At 35.3% G+C, this 22,352-nt stretch carries 21 protein-coding genes; 13 read left to right on the plus strand and 8 right to left on the minus strand.

Annotated features, from left to right (window positions below):
• Positions 1 to 87 precede the first annotated feature (87 nt).
• The gene (locus tag ACLMCG_RS06695) at positions 88 to 585 is read left to right on the plus strand and encodes a hypothetical protein (protein ID WP_413959263.1); all 498 of its coding nucleotides are present in this window, start codon (positions 88 to 90) and stop codon (positions 583 to 585) included.
• 35 nt (positions 586 to 620) lie between these two features.
• Positions 621 to 1,145, plus strand: a complete 525-nt coding sequence (locus tag ACLMCG_RS06700) for a hypothetical protein (RefSeq protein ID WP_413959264.1) — start codon at positions 621 to 623, stop codon at positions 1,143 to 1,145.
• A 7-nt stretch (positions 1,146 to 1,152) separates the two neighbouring features.
• Here ACLMCG_RS06700 and ACLMCG_RS06705 read toward each other — a convergent pair whose 3' ends face one another.
• Entirely contained in the window at positions 1,153 to 1,800 is a 648-nt protein-coding gene (locus ACLMCG_RS06705; RefSeq protein ID WP_413959265.1) for a hypothetical protein, read from the minus strand.
• Between the two features lie 465 nt (positions 1,801 to 2,265).
• Between ACLMCG_RS06705 and ACLMCG_RS06710 the strand changes: the two genes are divergently transcribed.
• From ACLMCG_RS06710 to ACLMCG_RS06740, 7 genes are all read left to right on the plus strand, one after another.
• Positions 2,266 to 3,288, plus strand: coding sequence for a LysM peptidoglycan-binding domain-containing protein (locus ACLMCG_RS06710; RefSeq protein ID WP_413959266.1), 1,023 nt, complete (start codon positions 2,266 to 2,268; stop codon positions 3,286 to 3,288).
• 2 nt (positions 3,289 to 3,290) lie between these two features.
• Positions 3,291 to 4,142: a DUF4280 domain-containing protein gene (locus ACLMCG_RS06715; RefSeq protein ID WP_413959267.1), complete on the plus strand. Its 852-nt coding sequence runs from the start codon at positions 3,291 to 3,293 to the stop codon at positions 4,140 to 4,142.
• 3 nt (positions 4,143 to 4,145) lie between these two features.
• Positions 4,146 to 6,812 carry a glycoside hydrolase family 19 protein gene (locus ACLMCG_RS06720; protein WP_413959268.1) on the plus strand — a complete coding sequence of 889 codons (2,667 nt, stop codon included), beginning with the start codon at positions 4,146 to 4,148 and terminating at the stop codon, positions 6,810 to 6,812.
• Positions 6,813 to 6,822: 10 nt separating this feature from the next.
• The gene (locus ACLMCG_RS06725) at positions 6,823 to 7,971 is read left to right on the plus strand and encodes an SH3 domain-containing protein (RefSeq protein WP_413959269.1); all 1,149 of its coding nucleotides are present in this window, start codon (positions 6,823 to 6,825) and stop codon (positions 7,969 to 7,971) included.
• 13 nt (positions 7,972 to 7,984) lie between these two features.
• Entirely contained in the window at positions 7,985 to 8,725 is a 741-nt protein-coding gene (locus ACLMCG_RS06730; RefSeq protein WP_414136864.1) for a hypothetical protein, read from the plus strand.
• Between the two features lie 31 nt (positions 8,726 to 8,756).
• Entirely contained in the window at positions 8,757 to 9,386 is a 630-nt protein-coding gene (locus tag ACLMCG_RS06735) for a hypothetical protein (protein WP_413959271.1), read from the plus strand.
• A gap of 338 nt (positions 9,387 to 9,724) precedes the next feature.
• Positions 9,725 to 10,567 (plus strand): prephenate dehydrogenase, encoded by an 843-nt coding sequence (locus tag ACLMCG_RS06740; protein WP_047423729.1) that lies wholly within the window; start codon positions 9,725 to 9,727, stop codon positions 10,565 to 10,567.
• A gap of 108 nt (positions 10,568 to 10,675) precedes the next feature.
• Here the strand turns inward: ACLMCG_RS06740 and ACLMCG_RS06745 are convergent, their stop codons facing one another.
• Complete coding sequence (locus ACLMCG_RS06745; protein WP_413959272.1) at positions 10,676 to 12,094, minus strand: L-serine ammonia-lyase; 1,419 nt, start codon at positions 12,092 to 12,094, stop codon at positions 10,676 to 10,678.
• Between the two features lie 181 nt (positions 12,095 to 12,275).
• Between ACLMCG_RS06745 and ACLMCG_RS06750 the strand changes: the two genes are divergently transcribed.
• Both ACLMCG_RS06750 and ACLMCG_RS06755 read left to right on the plus strand, forming a co-directional pair.
• Positions 12,276 to 12,854 (plus strand): Crp/Fnr family transcriptional regulator, encoded by a 579-nt coding sequence (locus ACLMCG_RS06750; RefSeq protein WP_413959273.1) that lies wholly within the window; start codon positions 12,276 to 12,278, stop codon positions 12,852 to 12,854.
• Positions 12,855 to 12,914: 60 nt separating this feature from the next.
• Positions 12,915 to 13,538 (plus strand): FMN-dependent NADH-azoreductase, encoded by a 624-nt coding sequence (locus ACLMCG_RS06755; RefSeq protein ID WP_413959274.1) that lies wholly within the window; start codon positions 12,915 to 12,917, stop codon positions 13,536 to 13,538.
• Positions 13,539 to 13,585: 47 nt separating this feature from the next.
• Here the strand turns inward: ACLMCG_RS06755 and ACLMCG_RS06760 are convergent, their stop codons facing one another.
• The 6 genes from ACLMCG_RS06760 to ACLMCG_RS06785 form a co-directional block, all read right to left on the minus strand.
• Positions 13,586 to 14,929, minus strand: a complete 1,344-nt coding sequence (locus ACLMCG_RS06760) for an ammonium transporter (RefSeq protein ID WP_413959275.1) — start codon at positions 14,927 to 14,929, stop codon at positions 13,586 to 13,588.
• 100 nt (positions 14,930 to 15,029) lie between these two features.
• The gene (locus ACLMCG_RS06765) at positions 15,030 to 15,677 is read right to left on the minus strand and encodes an alpha/beta hydrolase (protein WP_413959276.1); all 648 of its coding nucleotides are present in this window, start codon (positions 15,675 to 15,677) and stop codon (positions 15,030 to 15,032) included.
• A 124-nt stretch (positions 15,678 to 15,801) separates the two neighbouring features.
• Positions 15,802 to 16,428, minus strand: coding sequence for a YceI family protein (locus ACLMCG_RS06770; RefSeq protein WP_047423735.1), 627 nt, complete (start codon positions 16,426 to 16,428; stop codon positions 15,802 to 15,804).
• A gap of 78 nt (positions 16,429 to 16,506) precedes the next feature.
• Positions 16,507 to 17,073, minus strand: coding sequence for a YceI family protein (locus tag ACLMCG_RS06775; protein WP_223600486.1), 567 nt, complete (start codon positions 17,071 to 17,073; stop codon positions 16,507 to 16,509).
• Positions 17,074 to 17,215: 142 nt separating this feature from the next.
• The gene (locus ACLMCG_RS06780; protein ID WP_213278453.1) at positions 17,216 to 18,265 is read right to left on the minus strand and encodes a glucokinase; all 1,050 of its coding nucleotides are present in this window, start codon (positions 18,263 to 18,265) and stop codon (positions 17,216 to 17,218) included.
• Between the two features lie 116 nt (positions 18,266 to 18,381).
• Positions 18,382 to 18,945 carry a hypothetical protein gene (locus ACLMCG_RS06785; protein WP_223600488.1) on the minus strand — a complete coding sequence of 188 codons (564 nt, stop codon included), beginning with the start codon at positions 18,943 to 18,945 and terminating at the stop codon, positions 18,382 to 18,384.
• Between the two features lie 406 nt (positions 18,946 to 19,351).
• Here ACLMCG_RS06785 and ACLMCG_RS06790 point away from each other — a divergent pair, with 406 nt between their 5' ends.
• Together ACLMCG_RS06790 and ACLMCG_RS06795 are read left to right on the plus strand one after the other, a co-directional pair.
• Positions 19,352 to 20,734, plus strand: a complete 1,383-nt coding sequence (locus ACLMCG_RS06790; protein ID WP_413959277.1) for a DUF1800 domain-containing protein — start codon at positions 19,352 to 19,354, stop codon at positions 20,732 to 20,734.
• A gap of 168 nt (positions 20,735 to 20,902) precedes the next feature.
• Positions 20,903 to 22,087 (plus strand): DUF1501 domain-containing protein, encoded by a 1,185-nt coding sequence (locus ACLMCG_RS06795; protein ID WP_413959278.1) that lies wholly within the window; start codon positions 20,903 to 20,905, stop codon positions 22,085 to 22,087.
• Positions 22,088 to 22,352 lie beyond the last annotated feature (265 nt).

Here is a 22,352-nt window from a genome sequence, read left to right on the forward strand (position 1 = left end):
TATTTCTATTTCTACTAGAAGCTGTAAATATTATTCGTTGTCTGTAAAGAAAAAACGGGTATATTTATAGCTTCAATTTTTTGGGACATGCTGATTAACAGTGAAAATGGAGTTATAGAGCTGAAAACCTTTGCTACCACACTTTATAAGGGAATGAGTCTTGATCAGCTGAAGCAGACTGATTTTTATAAAGAAAAGTATCACAATATGTGGGATGTAAAAACCGGGTATTTTTGGTATTATTTTCAGCATATAGAAATAAAAGGGTATCAGGTATCTTTCAGTCTGTGCTTTTTCGGAGATCAGCTGGACATCATCCATATGAACACATGGGAAAATGGTGATACTAAAGACTGGAATGAATGGACAGAGGAAAAAGAAATGAACGTTTTTCACAGAAACAATACTTTTCTCGCCCGGATCCTGGAAATGCCTCCAACCCAAAAAAAGAAAAAACCTTACCCAAGCTGCACCTTCAAATTTCCCTGGGGAGATATATGGTCGGTCTACGATCCGAGAAGCGCCAGCAGCGTGATGGGAATCAATTTTAATGAAGAGGAAAAAACAAATAAAAATAACTTATAACCAAAGAACAAGACTTTAATATGTGCCGATACTCCATGATGGTTTACAAAGGACATTATGCCTGTTTCAACTGCCAGAAAACTTTCAAACGCCGCCACCTGAAAGATGTGGACCGGGATGCTCAGACTTCCGTGGAAGCCAAGTGCCCCGAATGTGGAAATCTGATGGCCAATATGGGACTTGATTTTAAATCCCCTCCTAAAAATGACGATAAGCAATGGGCTCATATCCGTGATTTGTATACGGTAGGAATCACTTTTCATTCATGTGGATGCTCCGGTCCCGGATATATTCCGCAGGACAGAAAGGCCATTATTACCTATCTGGAGAAAATCCGCTCAGAATATATGCACTCTCTCGTATTCTGGAGATATCGCATAGAACCTGAAAATAAAAAGGAACGGGAACTGGATTATCAAAAGCACAGCAGTCATTTATGGGCTGTAAACCGTAATGCTTTTAAAGAAACAGTAACCAATCAGGAAGGAATCAACTATTGGCTCAAGAGAATCAATGAGGTGGAAGAAAGACTGAATATTATCAAAGCGGATAAACAATAACAACCATTTAATCAGCTAATTTCAGAAGTCTTTTAAAATCCTCTGTTATACTTTTCTCCTGCTCAGCCGGATAATCCGCACTGATATTATATCCGCGTCCCGTAGTAGCATTAATTAAAATAATATTTCCGTTTTCAAAATAATTTCGGGTTATTGTAATTTCTGATTTTTTCAAATCAAATGCTTCCATATCATTATTTTCTTTCATTGCTTTAGCATCATAGAAAAGCGGTCGGTTATATCTGTACTCTTTCCCGAAAACAAAAGAAAGCCGCCCGTTAAGAAGATAATATTCTATCAGTTTCTGTCCCATTTCGCCATAATGCCTGGCAATAACTTTTTCCAACCCTTTATCCGTATAATAAAATGTGGCCTCCCCTCCTTCTGCAGATTCTCCTTCAATATCCTTCTTTTTGACAGAAGTCCATTTTGTCATGGAATTAATCCTTTTAAAATTGGTCTGAATAGGTTTCAGCTGCTTTTTTAAGCCCTTGCTATTTGTTGTATCATTTTCATTGAATGTTTCGTTGATCCTTACAGTATCCTTTGCTTTTGTAGTGAAAAAAACAGACGCTTGATCGCCGGACTTCTGAGCATATGCAGAACTCAAACTGATCAATATTATGAAAACTCCGTGTAAGAATCTATTCTTCATGTTTACTGTTTTATAACTTTAAAATTAGTAATAACTTTTGGTTGTATTGTACATTATTAAACCACAAAAGTCACAAAAGTTTTTTTGTTGGCTTATTTTAATTTACTACTAACTGTTTTAAAAGTACACAAGCTTTGAAAACCCTTGTAACAGCTTAGATTCCTACAGAATGACAAACTCATGGATAAACCATCATTCCAATTATGTCATTCCGTAGGAATCCATCCACATTAAACCAATAAGAAAGCATCAACAAAAACTCCAATCCTGACTAGCATCACAACTGAAGACGTAAAAATTCCCCTCCACTGGAGAGGTGGCGAAAATTCAGAGAATTTTTGACAGGGTGGCTTCCATGCTGCATTTATCTTCATGTCGTAATTCTACTACACTTTTTAAAATTTAACCCTAAAAATTAATTTCAAATAGAGTTTTTTAATAGCTTTATCCTATAATTCACATTGGATGGAAATTGATTTCTTACAATATCAGGTACGGAATGGAGACACGCTGACCTCTATCGCTTCCCGGCTGGGCATGACCGGTGAAGAACTAAAGCTGTTTCACAATTCTCATTGCCAAAAAATGGATAAGATTTGGTTTGAAAGTCTTAATGACGTCAAAAATATCTATGTTCCCACCAATTTTAAAACAGAGATCCAGAAAGAACGAGAAAGAAAAAACAGTTTTCCTTCAGGATTTTCAGAGTCTTTTCTTGCCAAAACATATTCAGTGAATGAGACTTTTGAAAGTCCGTTTGAACCTTCCGTTACTATTGATTATACCATTGAGCTTGCTCTTCACAAAAGCAAAAATACAGATCAATATATTTTGAGCTATAGCCAGAATAGTTTTAAATCTAATGGGAATACACCTGATGATAAGGTAAGCAGCTTATCCATTGCCTGCATGAAAAGTATCATGCCTCTTGAATTTATTATGAATGACAAGGGTCAAATTATCGGCTTTGCGGACCACAAAAAAATCACAAACACATTTACCCATCAGCGTAAAGATCTTGAAGAGTTTTATGTAGGAGAAGTTGCTCAAAATTATATGGATTCGTTTGAAAGGGGCATCAGCGATGAAACGGTTTTCTTGCAGCAATTGCTAAGTACACTCCTTTTTCAGACTTTGTTTCCCAAAATAGATTGGTTCCAAAGAAAAAAGAATTGGACAGAACCTTTTTATTTTTTACAGAATTCGTTTCCTGTACAATGCGAACTCAATATTGAACAGTCAAATGATGATGAAAACTCTGTTTTGACCATTTTAAATGGCAAAATCACCGAACGATATACTCCACAGGAGATTATGCGCGGCATAAAGTTTAAAGATTCTGCAGCTGAACCTGCGCAAGGAAATATAATATTAGAATACACCACCCACACAAAAAATAAGAATCTTCTTCAGGCTAAAGCTTCGGTTTTACTCAGTCATGAAGAAGAGTTGATTCACCAACACCATATCAATATAACACAAGGATAAATATGAAAAATTATGTCACACAAAATGGCGATACTTTCACTTCGCTGGCCCGGCAGTTTAAGCTGAAAAATGAGGGCATTTTAAAAACTTATCATAACCTCCACTGCCCGCCGGAAGATGTCATGCAGGAACCTGTTCCCGGAAAAACCATTTTTATTCCGGAAGATCCACAGCTTATGGCTGAGGAAACAGAACCTCAAAATATCTCTGCATCCTCTCAAGAGGAATCTACAGAAAATGTGGTTTCTGATGAAGAAAACTCAACAGGAGAAACTTCAAAAAATGAAGAGCAATCATCTGGAACAGCAGAACAACAAAACAATAAAGAAGAAAAGAAAGATAAAAAAGAAGACAGTGGTTCCAGTCCCCATGAAGGAAAATATTTCATTGTACAGAAGGGAACCGTACAGTGTAATCAGGGATTTAAATTTCCAAAATTTAAAGTCACCAGCCATCAGAAACATTACTGGAATGACGGAGAAGGACAGGCCGATTATCTGGCTGTAACAGAAGACGATCTTCAGCTTGATCCTGCAGCACAACCATTTGGACAATGTAAACTTAAGCCAACTTCAGGAGGTTATCTTCCCTGTGCTTATGCTCCTGCCGGAAAGTGGCAGAAGACGTATGAAAAAGTAAAAGTGATGGGAAAAAGCTGTCTTACGGAAATCTCGGAACTAATGTGCAGTACAGGAGGAAAAATCACCATTCTCAAACATGGACAGCAGAGTGAAGTCGGTAAAAGCCAGGTTGCCAAAGCAAATACGCAGGAACAGCAGGTTTACAATCCCGTTGTAGATTTTGATGAATTTAAGGAAGATACAAAAGGTACAGACGAACTTTATTACAGCTAAGCCATGACAGGAAGTATAATCGGAAATCAGAATCCTCTGGTAGGAACAACGTATACCTATGAAATAAAACCTTCGGGACTGTCATTCGGTCTGAAGGGTGACTATGAATGGTATCTATACAAGAAACAGAAAAACGGAATCTGGAAAGATATTACCAACAAGCCCAAAAAGGGTGAAAAGGTAACGTACAGATTCGGAGAAATAGGCCTGGGTATAGAATTTCAAATGAAAGTCTATGAGATTAAAAAAGGAATTTTACCCGGCATGTCTGCTACCAAGCAACTGGCTGGCAGCTGTATATTAATTCCGACCAGTGATAAGGTTTCAAAAATAGAGAAGGTAATTCTTTTCAACAGAGGAGCAAAAGACGTCAATAAGGCAAGCTACCGTGATACTCTTATCGCGCAGGCACACTGCATTGCGATGTTTAATAAAGAGATCGAGTTTCATCTTTGGGAAGATGATGCACCTGGAAAAGGCCATGATGTTAATATCAATAAAAACAACCGTCACACAAGAAGTTATAAGGCTCGGGTCAATGAAAAAGGGATTGCAGAAGTGCCAATTCCCCTGATGTCTGATGAAAAAATCCTTCGTCAGATGGCCAATCAGTTTCTAATGAAGGGTGACAGGAATGAAGGCGCCAATCATGAGTATTATGTTACAGCCACTTATTCAGGAAAAATCCAGGGAGCCAGCCAGGTAAATGTAGATGTAGCCAATCCTGATTATAAAGGACAGCCTCAAAATCAACCCCAACCTAAGCCTAAACCCGGCACACAGACTCCAAAATTTTCTCCAAAACAAGGAGGTGGCCCCAAACAGCCAGATCCTAAGGGTAATATTATAGAAGCTCTTTTCATTGATGATAAAGGAAATGAACTGTCCAAAGTAGCTGTAGGAGATAAAGTAAGAGTAAGAATTCACTCCAAAAATATGGTGGGAAAACACATCCAGTATGTAGTTTGGGAATATGATTCCACTTCCAATGATGAAGTTTACAGAAGCGGAAATATTAAAATTCCTGCTGATGTATGTGACACTTCAGGATTTATCATTACAAAAGCTATTTTTGAAAAAGGAGTAGACTCTCCTATCGGCGACCCGGATTCCGATAAACAAAATTATTTTATAGAAATTATCTCAAAAGATCTTTCCGCAGAATCTCAAAAATTTGGGGTAAATTCGGAGGGTCTGATGCAGGTGGAAAAGGTGAAGAGTGCGGCGGGGGTGCAGAATACACAAGATCCGAAACCTGAAACCGGAAAATGTCCAAATTGTGAGAAGGATATAACCTTAGAACAAATTAAATCAATATGTGTAAGTAAAAAAAATAAAAATGGTAGCGAAACATGTCTTATAAAAGATGACTCACTTATTAAAGCTGCATTACCATTTCTAAATAGTTATAGAAAAAAAGCTGACATAAATACTTGTATTACCAAAGCACATTTTATCGCTCAACTATGCCAGGAATCTAAATTTTATGATTTACAAGAAGCTTTCAGGTACAGAGACCCTGAAAGAATGAGAAAATTATTTTTTTCTTATTTTAAGCAGTTTGGTAGTTTAGAAAAGCAACGTGCAGAAGCTAAAAGACTTTCAGATTTATCTTTAGATTCTAAAAATTGGAAAACTGTAGCAAATGCGATTTATGGAAAAACACATCCAAATGGTAAAAATAATACTGATAAAGATGATGGTTGGCGATATAGCGGAAAAGGATTCAAACAAATTACCTGGAGAGATAATTATTTAAATATACAGAAAACTGCAAAAAATATATTTGAAAAAAATGTTACCTGGGTAGATAATGATAATCCATATAAATTAGTGAATTCCTCTGAGGATTCCATGCTATCTGCACTAGCATTTTGGAAACGGGGTAACATCAGTGGTAAAGCCACAGAAATAAGTGATGAGGCCGTAACAAATGTCACCTCACTTGTTAATCCTGCTTTAGTGGGTTTGGATGAACGAAAAAGATTCTTTAAAAAAGCTGTAGAAATTCTTCAAGTAGATAAATGCAAACCTAAAGGAAAAGTAAATAATGGTAAGGAAGATGGAACTGTTGTTGTTGTTTCTGGTACAGATACAAAAATAGAAAATGATGCTTTTAAACCTACAGAGTTCTCATGGAAAATGTATAAAACAAGCGTCTATAAAAATATGAGTTTAAGCACATATTATAATTTAGAAAAAAACAATAAATTACCGGAGGCTGACTATGTAACTTATTTAAGTAGAGATACACATCAGACTTCTACTAGTAAAGGAAAAATTTTAAAACATTCGGATAAGAGGTTTGGTACCTATAATGAAATTCCACCAGGCGAATACTACCTTGTACCAGGTGTCTCCGGTCAAAAATATAAAATATATGTAATTGATTCTGAAAGCAAATCTGCTGCTGCTGAAAATGGTATTGACGGACCTGATGGTACACGAGGAGGAGTCGCTCTACACCATTATACTCCACGTTTTTCTGTTGGATGTTTTACGTTTAATTCAGGAAAGGATACAAGTCCTGTTCAGAAATTAATTGACAACTTACCAGACTTGCCTTTAAATGATAAGAAACCTGTCCGTTTTATTGTTAAGGAAAGAAAGGTGAAAGAATCTACATGGACCAACTCCAGCTTTGGAACTAAAAAATGGACAGGAATTTAAAAAAAAGAAAATGAAAAATATTACACCTTACTTCTTAGCAGGCTTGTCTCTTTTCATATCATGTAATGGGCAAGAAAATAAATCACAAAAAATTAAAGAAACAAAAAAAGATATGAACTCTTTAAAAATAGCACCTTATAACATTACAGATGAAGGAGACGGCACAAAATCAAACTATGATGACCTGTCTCCTGAATATATCAATAAAGCGAAAAAAGTATTAGAGCAAAGAAAATTTCAATTTCCTGATGAAAATACCTTTAATCAAAAAATTTTGGATGTATTTTCTTTAAATTTAAAAGATTATAAAAATTCCATAATTGCTTTACGTCCGGCAATGTTTCCAGAGGTAGCTATTAAAGAAAATAAATTTATTTTCATTCAGGATGCTAGTGCTGCCGAACCAGAGTTTATAAATCCTGACTTGTTATATCATTTTAATTCTTACGTATTTTATAATACTCCCGTATCATATGTTTGGCTGCAAGCAAACAATTCAAATCTTTTATACGATTTAGTTGTTTACTATGGATACAATAAGGATAAAAAACTTGTAGAATCAGTGTTTAAAAAATTTGATTTTAATAGCCTTTCCGATATGGAGCAGTTAATTTTTATAGATTCTGGTGGCTATAAAAAGTTGAAAAAACAAATATTTGATGACATAGAAACCATTATTTATAAAGGTAAAGTTGAAGACTTTTCTTATGCTAAAGAAGGTAATGGTTATTTAAGAATAGGTGATATTATAAGTAAAATATCATCATCTCCAAAAGAATATTTTGAACCTGAAAAAGCAATATCTTATTTATTTGAGAGAGAATTAAGAGTTGGAATACAAGGTGATATTGAAAGCTATTTAAATAAAAATCCTATATATATATCAAATCTGGAAAAAAATAAATTTTATGATTTACCTACTTTAAAAGACTATGTGAAATATATTTACCAAAAAGAAAGCAATACCAATTTTATCATTCAGGATAATGATGGTTTTACCAACCTAAGAAAGGAGAAAAACTCTTCTTCTCAAATCCTACAAAAGATCAACACAGGTGAACAAGTTGAGGTTTTAGACCAAAACGGAGATTGGTGGTTGATAGTTTCTAAAGAAGGTAAAAAAGGATATGTTCATAAAAGCAGGATAAAATCTGAATAAGTAACTTAAACAAATGATGAAAAACTGTTTAATGCCATTTTTACTAATGCTTGTTGCATGTTCAGGAAAGGAAAAAGAAACCTCAATATCTGAAGCTTCAAGCAAAATAGAGAATATCCAAAACTTAATTCAATTAAGTAAAATCAGTTATAATCAAGAAAATATTGAAACAGCAAATTATTCTTTAAACTGTAAAAACTTCACTGTCTCAAATACACTTATTGAAGGAAGTGATCAAAACAGATATGAGCTTATAACTTTTGTTTTTAATGACATAGAGAAAGCTATAATTAGAAAAATCAATAATGAAGATTTGGAAACCTCCTCTCCGATGGTATATTTTTCAAATACATCTAAAAATTATATTATCTTTTTTCCCATAAATGGTGAAAATCATTTTGGATGGAAATTGTATCTGTATAAAAATAAAGTCTTATATCCATTAGGACAAAGAGTGATGTATTGGAAACCTGATTATGAAGAAACTAATATTAGTTACTCTGACATACTAAACGTTTTTGAATCTGAAGATAAAGTTTTAGTTGAAGTACCAAGTAAATACATTATTAAAGACGATAATGACTATAAAAATTATCCAAATTATTTGGATGGAAAATATTATGAAGATAAGGACAAATCATATTATGAGTTTTCTACATCAAAAATAGAATATTACAGAAAGTATAAAAATGGGCTTTTTGAAGGAGATTATAATAAAATGATTAATAATAAAATAATTGATCTTATAAAATAAGTCAGTTATATCACATAAATATAACTAACAAATGATGAAACCTATTTTAACTTTATTAACTCTCATATCTTTTAGCTGTAAAGAGAATCATGCAAGAACTATTGATACTATTAAATCACAATATCAAGCACCATACTTTGATAATGATAATATTAAAGATAAAGCTGTAATTAGGGCAAAACAAAATACAGAACTATCTAGTTTTATATTATCCATCTACTTATCGTCATTGAACAAAACGGTTGAAATTCCCATATTAAACAATAGTATTCTATATAACAATACTGAAGCAGATTATTATTTAAGTGATCCTATTATTAAAAATAAGATCATTACCATTCGAGTAGATTATGCCGATCAAATTACCAAACCAAATATTTCTGGAGAAAGAAAAAATCTGATTGAAAAAATAAAATTTAGGTTTGATACTAAAAACAAAAAAATACAAGTTATTGGATATGATTTAAGTTATACAAAAGCTAAAAAAAATTATTCAAAATCATTTAATTTTATTACAGGCAAGTTTTATTCTACATCATCTTTTGATGGCAAAAAAGATGAAGCATCTGGTTGGGCTTCAGAACTTCAAAACATATACATAGAGAATTTAAACCGTGATTTTTTCAATAAACTTTCATTACATGGAAATGAAATTGAATAAAAAGCTTATAATAAAAACAGATTAATGGAACCATTTTTAACTATATTAATTCTCAAATTTTTATTTTATAGTTGCAAACTTTCGCCAATAAAAAAGAATAGCCTGCTAACCCAAAACAAAAAAGGCTGTTATCACTTCCCATTAACACTATCTACACAATTTAGAAAAGAAAATTTCGTTTCATTTAAAAAATATTTATACCTTTGCTTTGTGATTTTTAACAACGGAACATATTATTATAGAATTTTTACCTCAGCTCTGGGATAGGGATTCTTATGAATATAATTTAAAACCTCGTCCTAGGGACGAGGTTTTTTTATTTTAAAAAATTTAAAAAGATGAAAATAAGTATTATTGGAGTAGGATTGATCGGCGGTTCGATGGCTTTGAAATTAAGAGAGAAAAACCTGGCCAGCTTCATCTACGGAATCGATAACAATACACAGCATATCAGTGATGCATTAGATCTTAAAATAATTGATGCCGGAGTAGATCTTGAGCATGGAATTAAAAATTCGGATCTGATTATTCTTGCGATCCCTGTAGATGCTGCGAGAAAACTGTTGCCTTCTGTTCTTGACCTTGTGTCTGATCAGCAGACTGTAATGGATGCAGGTTCTACAAAAGCAGGGATTGTAAATGCTGTAAAAGACCATCCGAAACGTTCAAGATTTGTCGCTTTCCACCCGATGTGGGGAACAGAAAATAACGGTCCGAAATCCGCTATTGCGGAGAGTTTTTCCGGAAAAGCAGGTGTGATATGCAACAAAGAGGAATCCGCGGACGACGCCTTAGCTACTGTTGAAAAAGTAGTCAATGCTCTTGACATGCACATGATTTATATGGATGCAGAAGATCATGATGTCCACACCGCTTATATCTCCCATATCTCCCATATTACATCTTATGCCCTGGCCAACACTGTATTGGAGAAAGAGCGTGAAGAAGAAACGATTTTCCAGCTTGCCAGTTCCGGTTTTTCAAGTACCGTACGTCTTGCCAAGTCGCATCCGGAAATGTGGGTTCCCATCTTTAAACAAAACAAAGAAAATGTACTTGACGTTCTGAACGAACACATTACCCAGCTCAGAAAATTCAAATCCGCTCTGGAAAAAGAAAACTATGAATACCTTGAAGAGCTGATTTCCAACGCCAACAGAATCAGAGGAATTTTAAGATAAATTCTCTTATACGATACTAAAAGCCCGACGGTTTTTACTTTTATTTTATTAAGAAACCCTTAGTCAGTAATGTCTAAGGGTTTATATTGTAAAAAATTATTATTTCTATTAACATTCCGGAACATTGACAGCAATCGCCAATCCGCCTTCCGAAGTTTCTTTAAAACGGTCACTCATGGACTGAGCGGTTTCCCACATCGTAAGAATCACCTCATCCAATGTTACTTTTGCTTTGGTAGGATCACTTTCCAATGCAATATTGGCGGCCGTAATCGCTTTCATTGCTCCCATTGTATTTCTTTCAATACATGGAATCTGTACCAGTCCTTTGATAGGATCACAAGTCAATCCAAGGTGATGCTCCATAGCAATTTCTGCGGCCATCAATACTTGTCCAACACTTCCACCCAGAATTTCTGTAAGCCCGGCCGCAGCCATTGCAGAAGAAACTCCGATTTCCGCCTGACATCCTCCCATTGCGGCAGAAATGGTTGCGTTTTTCTTGAATAATGTCCCGATTTCTCCTGCTACAAGCAAAAATCTTACAATATCATCCTCACTGGTAAACGGAGTGAATGCCTGAGCATACATCAATACCGCCGGAATTACTCCACTCGCTCCATTGGTAGGTGCCGTAATAATTCGTCCGAAACTTGCATTCTCTTCATTCACAGCCAGCGCAAAACAAGCAATCCATTTGTTGATATTCGTAAAGTTTTCTTCTGCGTCTACCACCTGTTGAAACCACTCGTCTTTGTTTTTATAGATTTTATCTCCTAACAGTTTTCTGTTGATTCCTGCAGCTCTTCGGGAAACATTCAATCCACCCGGAAGAATCCCTTCCTTATTGACTCCTTTGTAAATACATTCTTTAATCTGCTGCCAGATATAAAGTGCTTCCTGTCTCGTTTCTTCCTGACTTCTCCAACTCTCTTCATTCATGAAAATCAAATCTGAAATTTTATCAAATCCTAATTTTTCACAATATTTTGCAATATCAGAAGCTTTATGACAAGGATACAATGTACGTACACACTGCTTTTGAATTGAGTTTTTTTCCTGGCTGGCAATGAAACCACCACCTACAGAATAAAAATCCTGCACAAGTTCAGTTCCGTCTTCAAAAACTGCTCTGAAGATCATTCCGTTTGGATGAAAATCAAGGCTCTTTTTCATGTTTAAAATCAAATGATGCCCGTAGATGAACGGAATTACCTTTTCACCACCAAGATTAATGGTTTGAGTACTTTTAATGTAATCTATTTTTTCATCAATTTTTGAAGTATTGATGGTCTTAAAATCTTCTCCATTCAACCCAAGCATTCCTGCAATATCAGTTCCGTGCCCAATCCCTGTTTTTGCGAGTGAGCCAAAGAATTCAAGAAAAACCTCTTTAACTTCTTCTATTGATCTTTCTCTTTTTATAATCCTGATAAATGCTGCTGCTGCGTTCCAAGGTCCCATCGTGTGTGAACTGGACGGGCCTATTCCTACTTTAATAATTTCAAAAACCGATATTGATTCCATAAATGATTCGTCATTTTCCTCTAAAACAAAGATACATGATAAATCCTAATATATGCATAGCAAAATCCTAGATTTATCTGGTTTTGACAGCCCATAAAATAAGTATTTTTGTAAAATGGGTTGATTGTATGAATTTCAGTCAGATCTATCATTACATTGTTTTTTTTAACTATTTTTTTAAATGGAAACATTAATTAAGAGTATTCTGCAGCATGTCCCGCTAACTCCGGAAGAAATAGCCTTATGTAAAAGCTTCTGGACAGAAAAAACATTGGAAAAAGGAGATTTTCTGTTGCAAAATGGGGAAATCTGCCGCCATGACAGTTATATCATTTCGGGAGTTTTAAAAGCTTTCTGTATTAATGAAGAAAATGGAAATGAAGAAATCCTCTTTTTAGCTATTGATCATTGGTGGGCAACAGATATTTCGAGTTTTTCAAAACAAAAACCTTCCATTTATAATATACAGACTGTAGAAAAAACAAAGCTTTTGCAAATCAGTCATCAGTCTTTTCAAAAAATGCTGAAGGAAATTCCAGCTTTAGAAAAATACTTCAGAATTATTCTGGAAGGTTATCTCGGAACCCTTGAAAAAAGAGTGGTATTCAATCATATGTACAAAGCAGAACAAAAGTATCATGATTTTCTGGATACTTACCCTGATATTTCCTCCAGAGTTCCACAGTATCTGATTGCTTCTTATCTTGGAGTTTCCGCAGAATTTATCAGCAGAATCAGGAAAAAAAATAAATCCTCTTGAACTAGATCAATTTTTCAGGAATAAATAATCAAGAATTTTGCTGTTATAAATTCTTAGCAAATGAAAATATTGATTATTAATGCCAGTGTAAGAAATGAAAGATCTTATAGCAGAAAACTGACACAGCTTTTTGCTGAAAACTGGAAAACAAGATATCCTCTTGATACTTTCACCTACAGGGAAGCAGGAACTGACACTATTCCCAATATTGATGAATCCTGGATCGCGGGAGCATTCAAAAAACCGGCAGACAAAACTGAGGAAAACCAAAAACCTTTACAGCTCAGTGATGAACTGGTCAAAGAACTCAGGGAACATGATGTATATGTAATCGGAACTCCTATGTATAACTGGTCTATTCCGTCCGGATTGAAAGCTTATATTGACCAGGTAATGCGGATTAATGAAACCTGGAAATTCAGATCCGGAGTGCCGGATGGTGATTACGTGGGACTTCTTGAAAACAAAAAGCTCTTTATTCTCTCAACCCGTGGTGATACCGGATATGGAGAAAATGAAAAGAACGGACACGTCAATTTTCAAACGACTTACCTGAAACATATCTTCGGGATTATGGGCGTAAATGATGTTACCATTCATTCCTTAGATAATGAAGAATTTGGCGGTGAAATCTTTGAAAATTCTAAAAATAAAATCTTCGAAGCTATTCATTCTATTCAATAAATCATAAATTTAATTCAGGGCATCAGTTAACACTTATGCCCTTTTTATCAGCTGAAACTTTCCTCGTGCTGAGAAAGATCAAGTCCTTTATTTTCAGATTCTTCAGAAACTCTTAATGTAATTATGGAATCTGTAAGTTTATATAAAATCAATGAACCGAAAAACGTAAAAACAGAAACCAAAACCAATGCGGTCATATGATGAAGAAAAACCTCTAATCCTCCATGCAGTAAACTTGCTTTTTCACCATGAGCAAAAATAGCGGTCAGAATCATTCCCATAATTCCTCCTACTCCATGACAGGCAAAAACATCCAGCGTATCATCTATTTTCTTTAAAGGTTTCCAATTAACCATTACATTAGAAACTATTGCAGTAATAAACCCGATAAAAAGGCTTTCCTGAATGCTTACAAAGCCACATCCCGGAGTAATTGCCACCAACCCTACTACAGCTCCGATACAGGCACCCAAAGCAGAAACACTTCTCCCGTTAATTCTATCGAAAAAAATCCAGGTCATCATTGCTGAAGCTGAAGCTATGGTAGTCGTTCCAAAAGCTGTAGCCGCAGAAGCAGAAGCACTCAATGCAGATCCGGCATTAAAACCAAACCAGCCAAACCATAGCATTCCCGTTCCCAGAAGAACATACGGAATATTGGAAGGCTCATGATGCGGATTCTTTCGGTTTCCTACTACCAAAGCTCCGGCAAGTGCTGCAAAACCGGCACTCATATGTACAACTGTTCCACCTGCGAAGTCTTTTACCCCAAAATATTTGTTTAAAAGCCCATCAGGATGCCATACCATATGACAAAGCGGTGTATAAATAAAGACACTGAAAAGGACAATGAATAGTAAATAAGAAATAAAACGAACCCTTTCCGCAAAAGATCCTGTAATAATTGCAGGGGTAATAACCGCAAATTTCATTTGAAATAAAGCAAAAAGGATAAAAGGAATAGTGGGCGCCATCATTTTATGGGGCAGATTCCCTACTTGGCTAAAAAAAGGGTAACTGAGCGGATTTCCGATAATTCCGTAGTGTTTTCCTGCAATGTTAATACCCAAAGATTCTCCGAAAGACAAAGAAAAACCTACGACTACCCAAACCATAGAGATTACTCCTAAGGCGATAAAACTCTGTAGCATGGTAGAAATCACATTTTTCCTGCCAACCATTCCTCCATAAAAGAAAGACAGTCCGGGTGTCATCAACAGGACAAGCCCAGCTGCAGCCAGAATCCAGGCAACATCCGCACCTACAATTTTATCTTCGCTTAAAAATTCTCCGGTATCAGGAATATCAGCAGTCGGATTCCAGAATAAGCCACCAATTGCAACGAGTGTAATTACTGAGAATGAAACGATCCATTTCAAACCTACTTTCATATAATTTATATTTAACCCTATCAAATTTAAATATAAATTATATAAAAATCATCTTTTTAAAACAAATACCCCTAAAAAAACTATTTAATTAATAATATTTTTATTTTTCACAAAACACTTCATTCAATATTTTTGAAACTTCTTTGGATTTTGTAGCTGGAAAAAGATGGGTTCCTCCTTTTATTATATAATCCGGTTTGGAATAACGAATTGGAAAAACAATATCTTTATCACCTAGGATCTGAATAACATTAGGATTTTCTTCAAACTTCCATTCGGAAACTTTTTCTACAGACCATTTCAGGTAATAAGGATCTCTTACTTTAAAATATTGAAGAAGTTTAGGGTTTTTAGGATCAAAAAGCTTTCGGATAACAGCATATACATTGGCTGCCTTGTCATTGAATAAACCTACAGGTAATATTCTCGGAATTTTGGTCACCTCACCCGTCCTGATAAATTTTGACTTTTCTTTATCAGATTTTATACTTCCCAGAATGACTACTTTCTCCGCAGGTTTCAATAAATTAATTTCCTGCACGATAATTCCTCCGAAAGAATATCCCAACAGACAGAACGGCTCAGAATCATCTACCTTGTCTGCCATTCTTTTAACATAAACATCAAAAGGCTCATTTTTTTCAGGGATGAGCCAATCTATAAAAATCAATTCATAGTGTTTGGGAAACTCTATTCTTTCAAGGACCTTAAAGTCTGCTCCCAGACCGCTGACGATATAAATTTTCATACTACGAATTTATAAAAAATACAGGGAACAGTAAATGATTAAGCCAAATCTTTGATGTAACAAAAGCATAAAAAATGAGCAGCTCCGGTGAACTGCTCATTTTTATATTGATCGTATAGTAATCTTATTTTTTCTTCTTTGGAACTCTGTTCTCGTTATCCAGCATTTCTGTGGTAACTTTGAACTGGATGTCCATTTCGTTCTTAATGAAATAATCTTTCAATGAAGACTGATAGAATACTTTAAAGTCTCTTCTGTTCAGAGAGAACTTCGCAGATTCAATAGACGTTGTAAACTGAGTAACGTATACATTTGCAGGGAAAGAAATTGTTTTTCTCACTCCTTTAAGGGTAAGGTCTCCGTATACTGTAGAATTGTATTCACTGTTTGCTAAAGGAATAATTTTAGTCAAATGGAATTTAGCGATAGGGAATTTTTTCACTTCAAAGAAGTTCGAGCTTTTCAAATCGTTGGTAAGCTTGATCTGATCTTCATCAGAAACATCTCCTGCCATCATACTTCTCATATCTATGATAAACTCTCCATCTACCAGGACCGTATGGTCAAAGTTAAATTTTCCACTTTTCAGTTTTACTGTTCCTGAGTGGGAAGTTTCTTCGGTTTTTACCACTTTATACCCCCACCATCTGATCTCTGATGAAGTCACTTTTGAAACCTTATCAAATTTCTTTTGGGCAGAAACAAATGACATGCTTGCGCACACCATAGCAAACAATAGTAATCTTTTCATTCTTTTTTATTTACAATTCAACAAAAATAAAAAAAAGTGTAGAACTTCTACACTTTTAATAATCTTTTTTTGATTAATTTATTGAGCAGTTACTTTTACAAGCATTTCAATATCATCTTTCACAAAAACATCCTGCATTGTAGACTTGTAAGCTACATCAAATTTCTGTCTGTCGAAAGAGAATTTGTTAGATACTAAGCTTACTACTCCTTTGCTGTAAGAAATCTTAGCAGGGAAAGTAATTGGGCTTGTTTTTCCTTTTACGGTAAGGTTTCCAGTTACAAGAGAACTGTAGATTTTATCGCTGTTTTTCTTGATTCCAGTGATTTTAAAGCTTGCTGTAGGGAATTTTTCAACTTCAAAGAAGTCACCATTCTTAAGGTGTCCGTTTAATTTTTGCTGATATTCTCCTGTAAGGTCAGTTGAGCTGATTGAAGTCATATCCAACACGAAGCTTCCACCTACCAATTGGTTTCCTTTCATGATCATGTCTCCGGACTTTACTTTTACAGTACCGTCGTGAGAGCTCGCCTCAGATTTTGCTACTTTGTATCCCCACCAGTGTACATCAGACGCTACTACTTTTTTTGACTGTCCAAATGCTAAACCACCAGCTAAAACTGCTAATAAAAATATTTTTTTCATTGAATAGAGTTGTTTACTTATTTAACGATACAAAGGTAGTATCTTATTCAATAGATTTCATTGATGTACATCAATAAAATTTATTATTTTCATGAATAATATCATCCCATAAAAAAACTCCGAATTTCTTCGGAGCTCTGTTTTATACCTGATAGTAAGCTGTATAAAGCGCTATACCATTTAATGCTGTATGATTTTGCTTGACCAGATAGATGGGAGTGTTTTTAAGCATCTCCTCCATTTTATCACTGATCTTGAATTTCTCATAGAATTTCGCCTTATCAATATATTCAGCGATCATCTGTGGAATATCTCCTGCAATCAGTAATCCTCCGGTAGCTTTCAGTTTTAATGTTAAGTTGTTGGCTTCTCTTGCCAGAAACTCAAGGAAGGTATCTAAAGCGATTCTGCAGATCAATACATTCTCCTCGATTGCCGCTTTATAAAGTTCTTCCACAAAATTTCCCTGTGCAAGGCGCTCTCCCAACCATTCCGGTTCAGGATGTCGTTTCACATCTCTTAAGAATCTATAGATATTGAATAACCCCGACTTGGAAAGTACATTTTCCCAGCTTACAATACCATAAATATTGTTTAGGAACTGATAAAATTCAACTTCTACATTGGTTCTTGGCGAAAATTCTGAATGCCCTCCTTCTGTAGCGAAAGGTCTCAGGTATTTTCCGTCAAAGAAATATCCGGCTTCACCCAGTCCGTTTCCGGGAGCAAGAACCGCTACATTTCCTTTTTCAAGATGTCCGCTTGTATAAATAGCTTCAAGGTCGTTATCTTCAAGAAGAGCCATTCCGTAGGCAGAAGCCTCAAGGTCATTCAGCATGTCTACTTTTTCAAACCCGAAATCACGGGCATATTCCTCAACATCTAAATTCCAGCCCAATCTTGCAGGACTGCTTTTTCCGTCAAGTACAGGGCCTGGCACTGCCATTCCAAGACGTTTTACATTCTGCAATTGATTATCCTGAATAAACTTCTTTAAAATATCTGAAAAAGAAGTGTATTCTTTGGTTGCATATTTATTTTGTACTTTTATCTCAAGACCTCCGTTCCCGGAAACGAAATAGCCTAAGATCGTTACATCTTCACGGAGACTTGCCCCTATGATAGAAACATTATCATTATTACTGTTCTCTACTCCTGGTAAATAAAGTGGAAATTTTGGATTCAGAATCATAACCTCAAATTTTACCAAATATAATAATAGTTTTTGTAAATCCTGCACAGAACAAAAAAACCTTTCCACTTTCGTGAAAAGGTTTTGGTTAATAATTGTTTATATATTAAATCTAACTACTTTCCTAATGGAATATTGTAACCGAATCCTACACCGATATTCCCCACATTATAGTCCTGACCTGGCAAATCTCCTTTTGTTCCTACAAAAACCTTTTGGTATTGTACGAAGAAATTCCAGTCTCTGTTGTGGTAACCGATCTCCGGTTTAAGGTAGAAACCTCCGCTTGCTCTTTCCACATTAGTGTTGGATGCAACCGTTTTATCACCTACTAAGAAACCATATCCTAAGTCTGTTCCGAAATAGAAACCGGTTTGTTTTGGGTAAATTCTGATTAAAGCAGCTACAGGAACTACTCCTACATCATTATTTTTATATCCGTTGTTCTCTTTTCCGAAATAGTGAGTATATCCTGTTGCAATACCTAATCCGAATCCTGGTGTAATAAGATTTTGGTAAGCTACATCTACTCCTACTGCAGCAGAAAGGTTGTCTGAGGGAACTGCTAAACCAACATTTGCGCCTACTTTGATCATATTATTCATCTGAGAACTTTGGGCACTTGCGATACCTGCTGTTAAAATACCAGCCAGTACTATTGCTTGTTTAAACATTTTCATAACTCTAATTTTTAAATTTTACTAAACAAGAGGATGTAAAAATCATGCCAAGCGAGGGTTTTTCTTTGATTTTAACACCGTAAAAAATCATAAAACAATGAATATCAATATATTATTTTTAACAAAATTTAAATATTTGTTTAACAAAATTTATCAAAAAACTGATCTCAAAAAGTGAATTAAGGAAAAAAGAAGGAAGTAAGAAGATGAAGGCTGGAAGTAATATCCTGCTATATAACAGCTCACGTTTGTTATGATTAAAGTTGAGGAGAATTTCTCCTTCATGCACACCATAACTCCCGGCTTCATTCTTCCAGCTTCCAGCCTTAAAAATAATATTAACAACCTTTAACCCGTTATTATTTTAACCTTTTTCTTCAAAGCATATCAAAAAAATAAATTCCTCATGGCAGCTGATTCATTATTAAAAAACAAGCATCTTCTCTGGCGGGCAGGTTTTGGTATTGGTATTCATCAAATTGATGATTTGAAAAATAAAAACATTAAAACCTTAATGGCTGAATTATTAAAAGAGGATAATTTCAACGAAGTAACATATGACACGCCTGATCCGGTTTCTGTGGCAGATTATATGAACAGCACAGCTCCTGCAGAAAAGAAAAAAGAAATGCAGCAGATCAACAGGGAACAAAACAATGAACTGAATCTCAATTTTCTGAATACCATCGTAAACAGCAAGGAACAGATGAGGGAAAAGATGGCGTTCTTCTGGCATGGACATTTTGCTTCAAGAGTACAAAATCCAAGGTTCAATAAACAGCTTTTGAATACGATCAGAAAAAATGCACTGGGAAATTTCAAAGATCTTCTTTTTGAAGTGAGTCAGTCACCAGCCATGCTTAATTTTCTGAATAATCAACAAAATAAAAAGGATCATCCTAATGAAAATTTCGCCCGTGAAGTAATGGAACTGTTTACCATGGGCAGAGGCAATTATACTGAAAAAGATGTAAGAGAAGGCGCCAGAGCCTTTACGGGATGGAGTTATGATAAAGAAGGAAATTTCAGGGAAAGAAAAAATCTCCACGATGAAGGCTCAAAGACTTTTTTAGGTAAAACAGGCAATTTTGATGGAAATGATGTACTCAATATCATTTTGGAACAGAAAGCAACGGCACAGTTTATTACAACGAAAATTTATAAGTTCTTCGTGAATGAAAAAGTAGATCAGGATATTGTCAATACACTCAGTGCAAACTTCTACAATTCCGGATATGACATCAAAAAGCTAATGACTGAAATATTTTCAAGCACCTGGTTTTATGATCAGAAGAATATCGGTAACCGGATAAAATCTCCTGTAGAACTGATGGCTGGTATGATGCGGATACTTCCCATGCATATTCAGAACCCTGAAAATCTCATCGTTTATCAGAAATTATTGGGACAAATGCTGCTTTATCCGCCAAATGTAGCGGGATGGCCTAATGGAAAGGCATGGATTGACAGTTCCACTCTGATGGTAAGGCTTCAGATCCCACAAATCTGGTCCGGGCTTCGGCCTTTGGAATACAGTCCCCGACAGGATGATGATATCGATATGGGAATAAAGTCCCGGGAAACAGCTTTTAACAAGAGTTTTAAAAACCCGAATATCACCATCGACTGGGAGCGTATTGAAAAACTCTTCGCCCATAAAAACTGTGAAGATTATCTTCTTCAGAATACTCAAAGCCTCGATATGAACTCTGTAAGAAATTTTTCTGATAAGAGTATCAAAATGAATGTCATCAACCTGATGTCTACCCCGGAATACCAGTTGAGCTAGGTAGGAAATTTAAGGTTGCAGGTAATAGCTAATTGAAGTTTCGCTTTACAACTTTTTATTTACTATTTAATTCCATAAAAGTTTTATAAAAACAAATAATAGTAAAAATATAGACTAATCCTCCAATCCGCAACCTACCATCTGCCACCTTACCCTAAAAACAAAATTATGCTAATCAAAAGAAGAGAATTCCTCAAAATAAGTTCACTGGCTACAGCCTCAATGCTTATGCCTAATTTCTTAAAAGCGATGACGCTGGATGAAGCTCTGAATCCCAATCAGAACATTCTGGTAGTTCTTCAGTTTACTGGGGGAAATGATGGTTTAAATACTATTATTCCAGCTAAAAATGATATTTATTTCAGAGAAAGGAAGACGCTGGCTATTCAGGATTCAATACCCTTGACTGATGAAGCGGGAATTAACCCGTCTCTCTCCTATTTTAAGGAACTTTTTGATAACGGAGAGCTTTCTGTGATGAATAATGTAGGCTATCCCAATCCCGACAAATCTCATTTCAGAAGTATGGATATCTGGCAGTCGGCAAGCAGAAGTGATCAGTTTCTGGAAACAGGCTGGCTGGGACGTTTTCTGGATGAAGAATGTTATCGTTGCGACCACCCGACTCAGGCTCTGGAAGTAGATGATATGCTAAGTTTAGCTTTAAAAGGAGAAAACAATAAAGCTTTTGCTTTTAAAGATCCTAAAAGGCTCTATCAAACCAGTCAGGAAAAGTATTTTAAATCTCTCTACGACCATCATCACGATGATGAAACTGTGTCTTATCTTTATCAGACATTAGGCTCTACGATTAATAATGCAGATTATATCTTTGAAAAAAGTAAAGCCAAAAAGACGGAACAGGTTTATCCTAATTCTCAGTTGGGAAAGGACTTTAAGACTGTAGCTTCTTTAATAAAATCTGATATCAATACACAGGTTTATTATCTTTCGATCGGAAGTTTTGATACCCATGTCAATCAGAATGACAGACAGAAAAAATTATTCAATGACATTAATGAAGCTGTAAAATCATTTGTTGCTGATATGAAAAGCAACGGGCTCTTCAATAATATCCTACTAATGACCTTCTCAGAATTCGGACGCCGCGTGGCCCAGAATGCCAGCAATGGAACGGATCACGGAACAGCTAATCAAATGTTTTTTATCAGCGGAAACCTTAAAAAGAAAGGTCTGTTGAATGCACTTCCTGATCTGCAAAATCTGAATGAAGGCGATTTAATCTACAAAGAAGATTTCAGAAAAGTATATGCTACAATCCTGAAAAACTGGCTTAAAGCGGATTCATCCAAAGTTTTGGGATGGAAGGATGGGATTTATGATTTTGTATAGGGAAACCTAAAAAGCAACAAAAGTTTTTTTAAAGAAAACAATGCATTATAAGCATGTTTAGATTCCTACGGAATGAAACAATTGTAATAACGGTCTTATCCACACAGTTTGTCATTCCGTAGGAATCCAGCCTACTTTGACCCAAAATTACAACCCTGAACCACACCTCAACCGAAGAACTAAAAATTCCCCTCCTCTGGAGGGGTGGCAAAAATTCAAAGAATTTTTGACGGGGTGGTCTTAGCCATCCTCATCAACAAAAAAG

Source organism: Chryseobacterium sp. S90 (assembly GCF_047444895.1).
Taxonomy (GTDB): domain Bacteria; phylum Bacteroidota; class Bacteroidia; order Flavobacteriales; family Weeksellaceae; genus Chryseobacterium.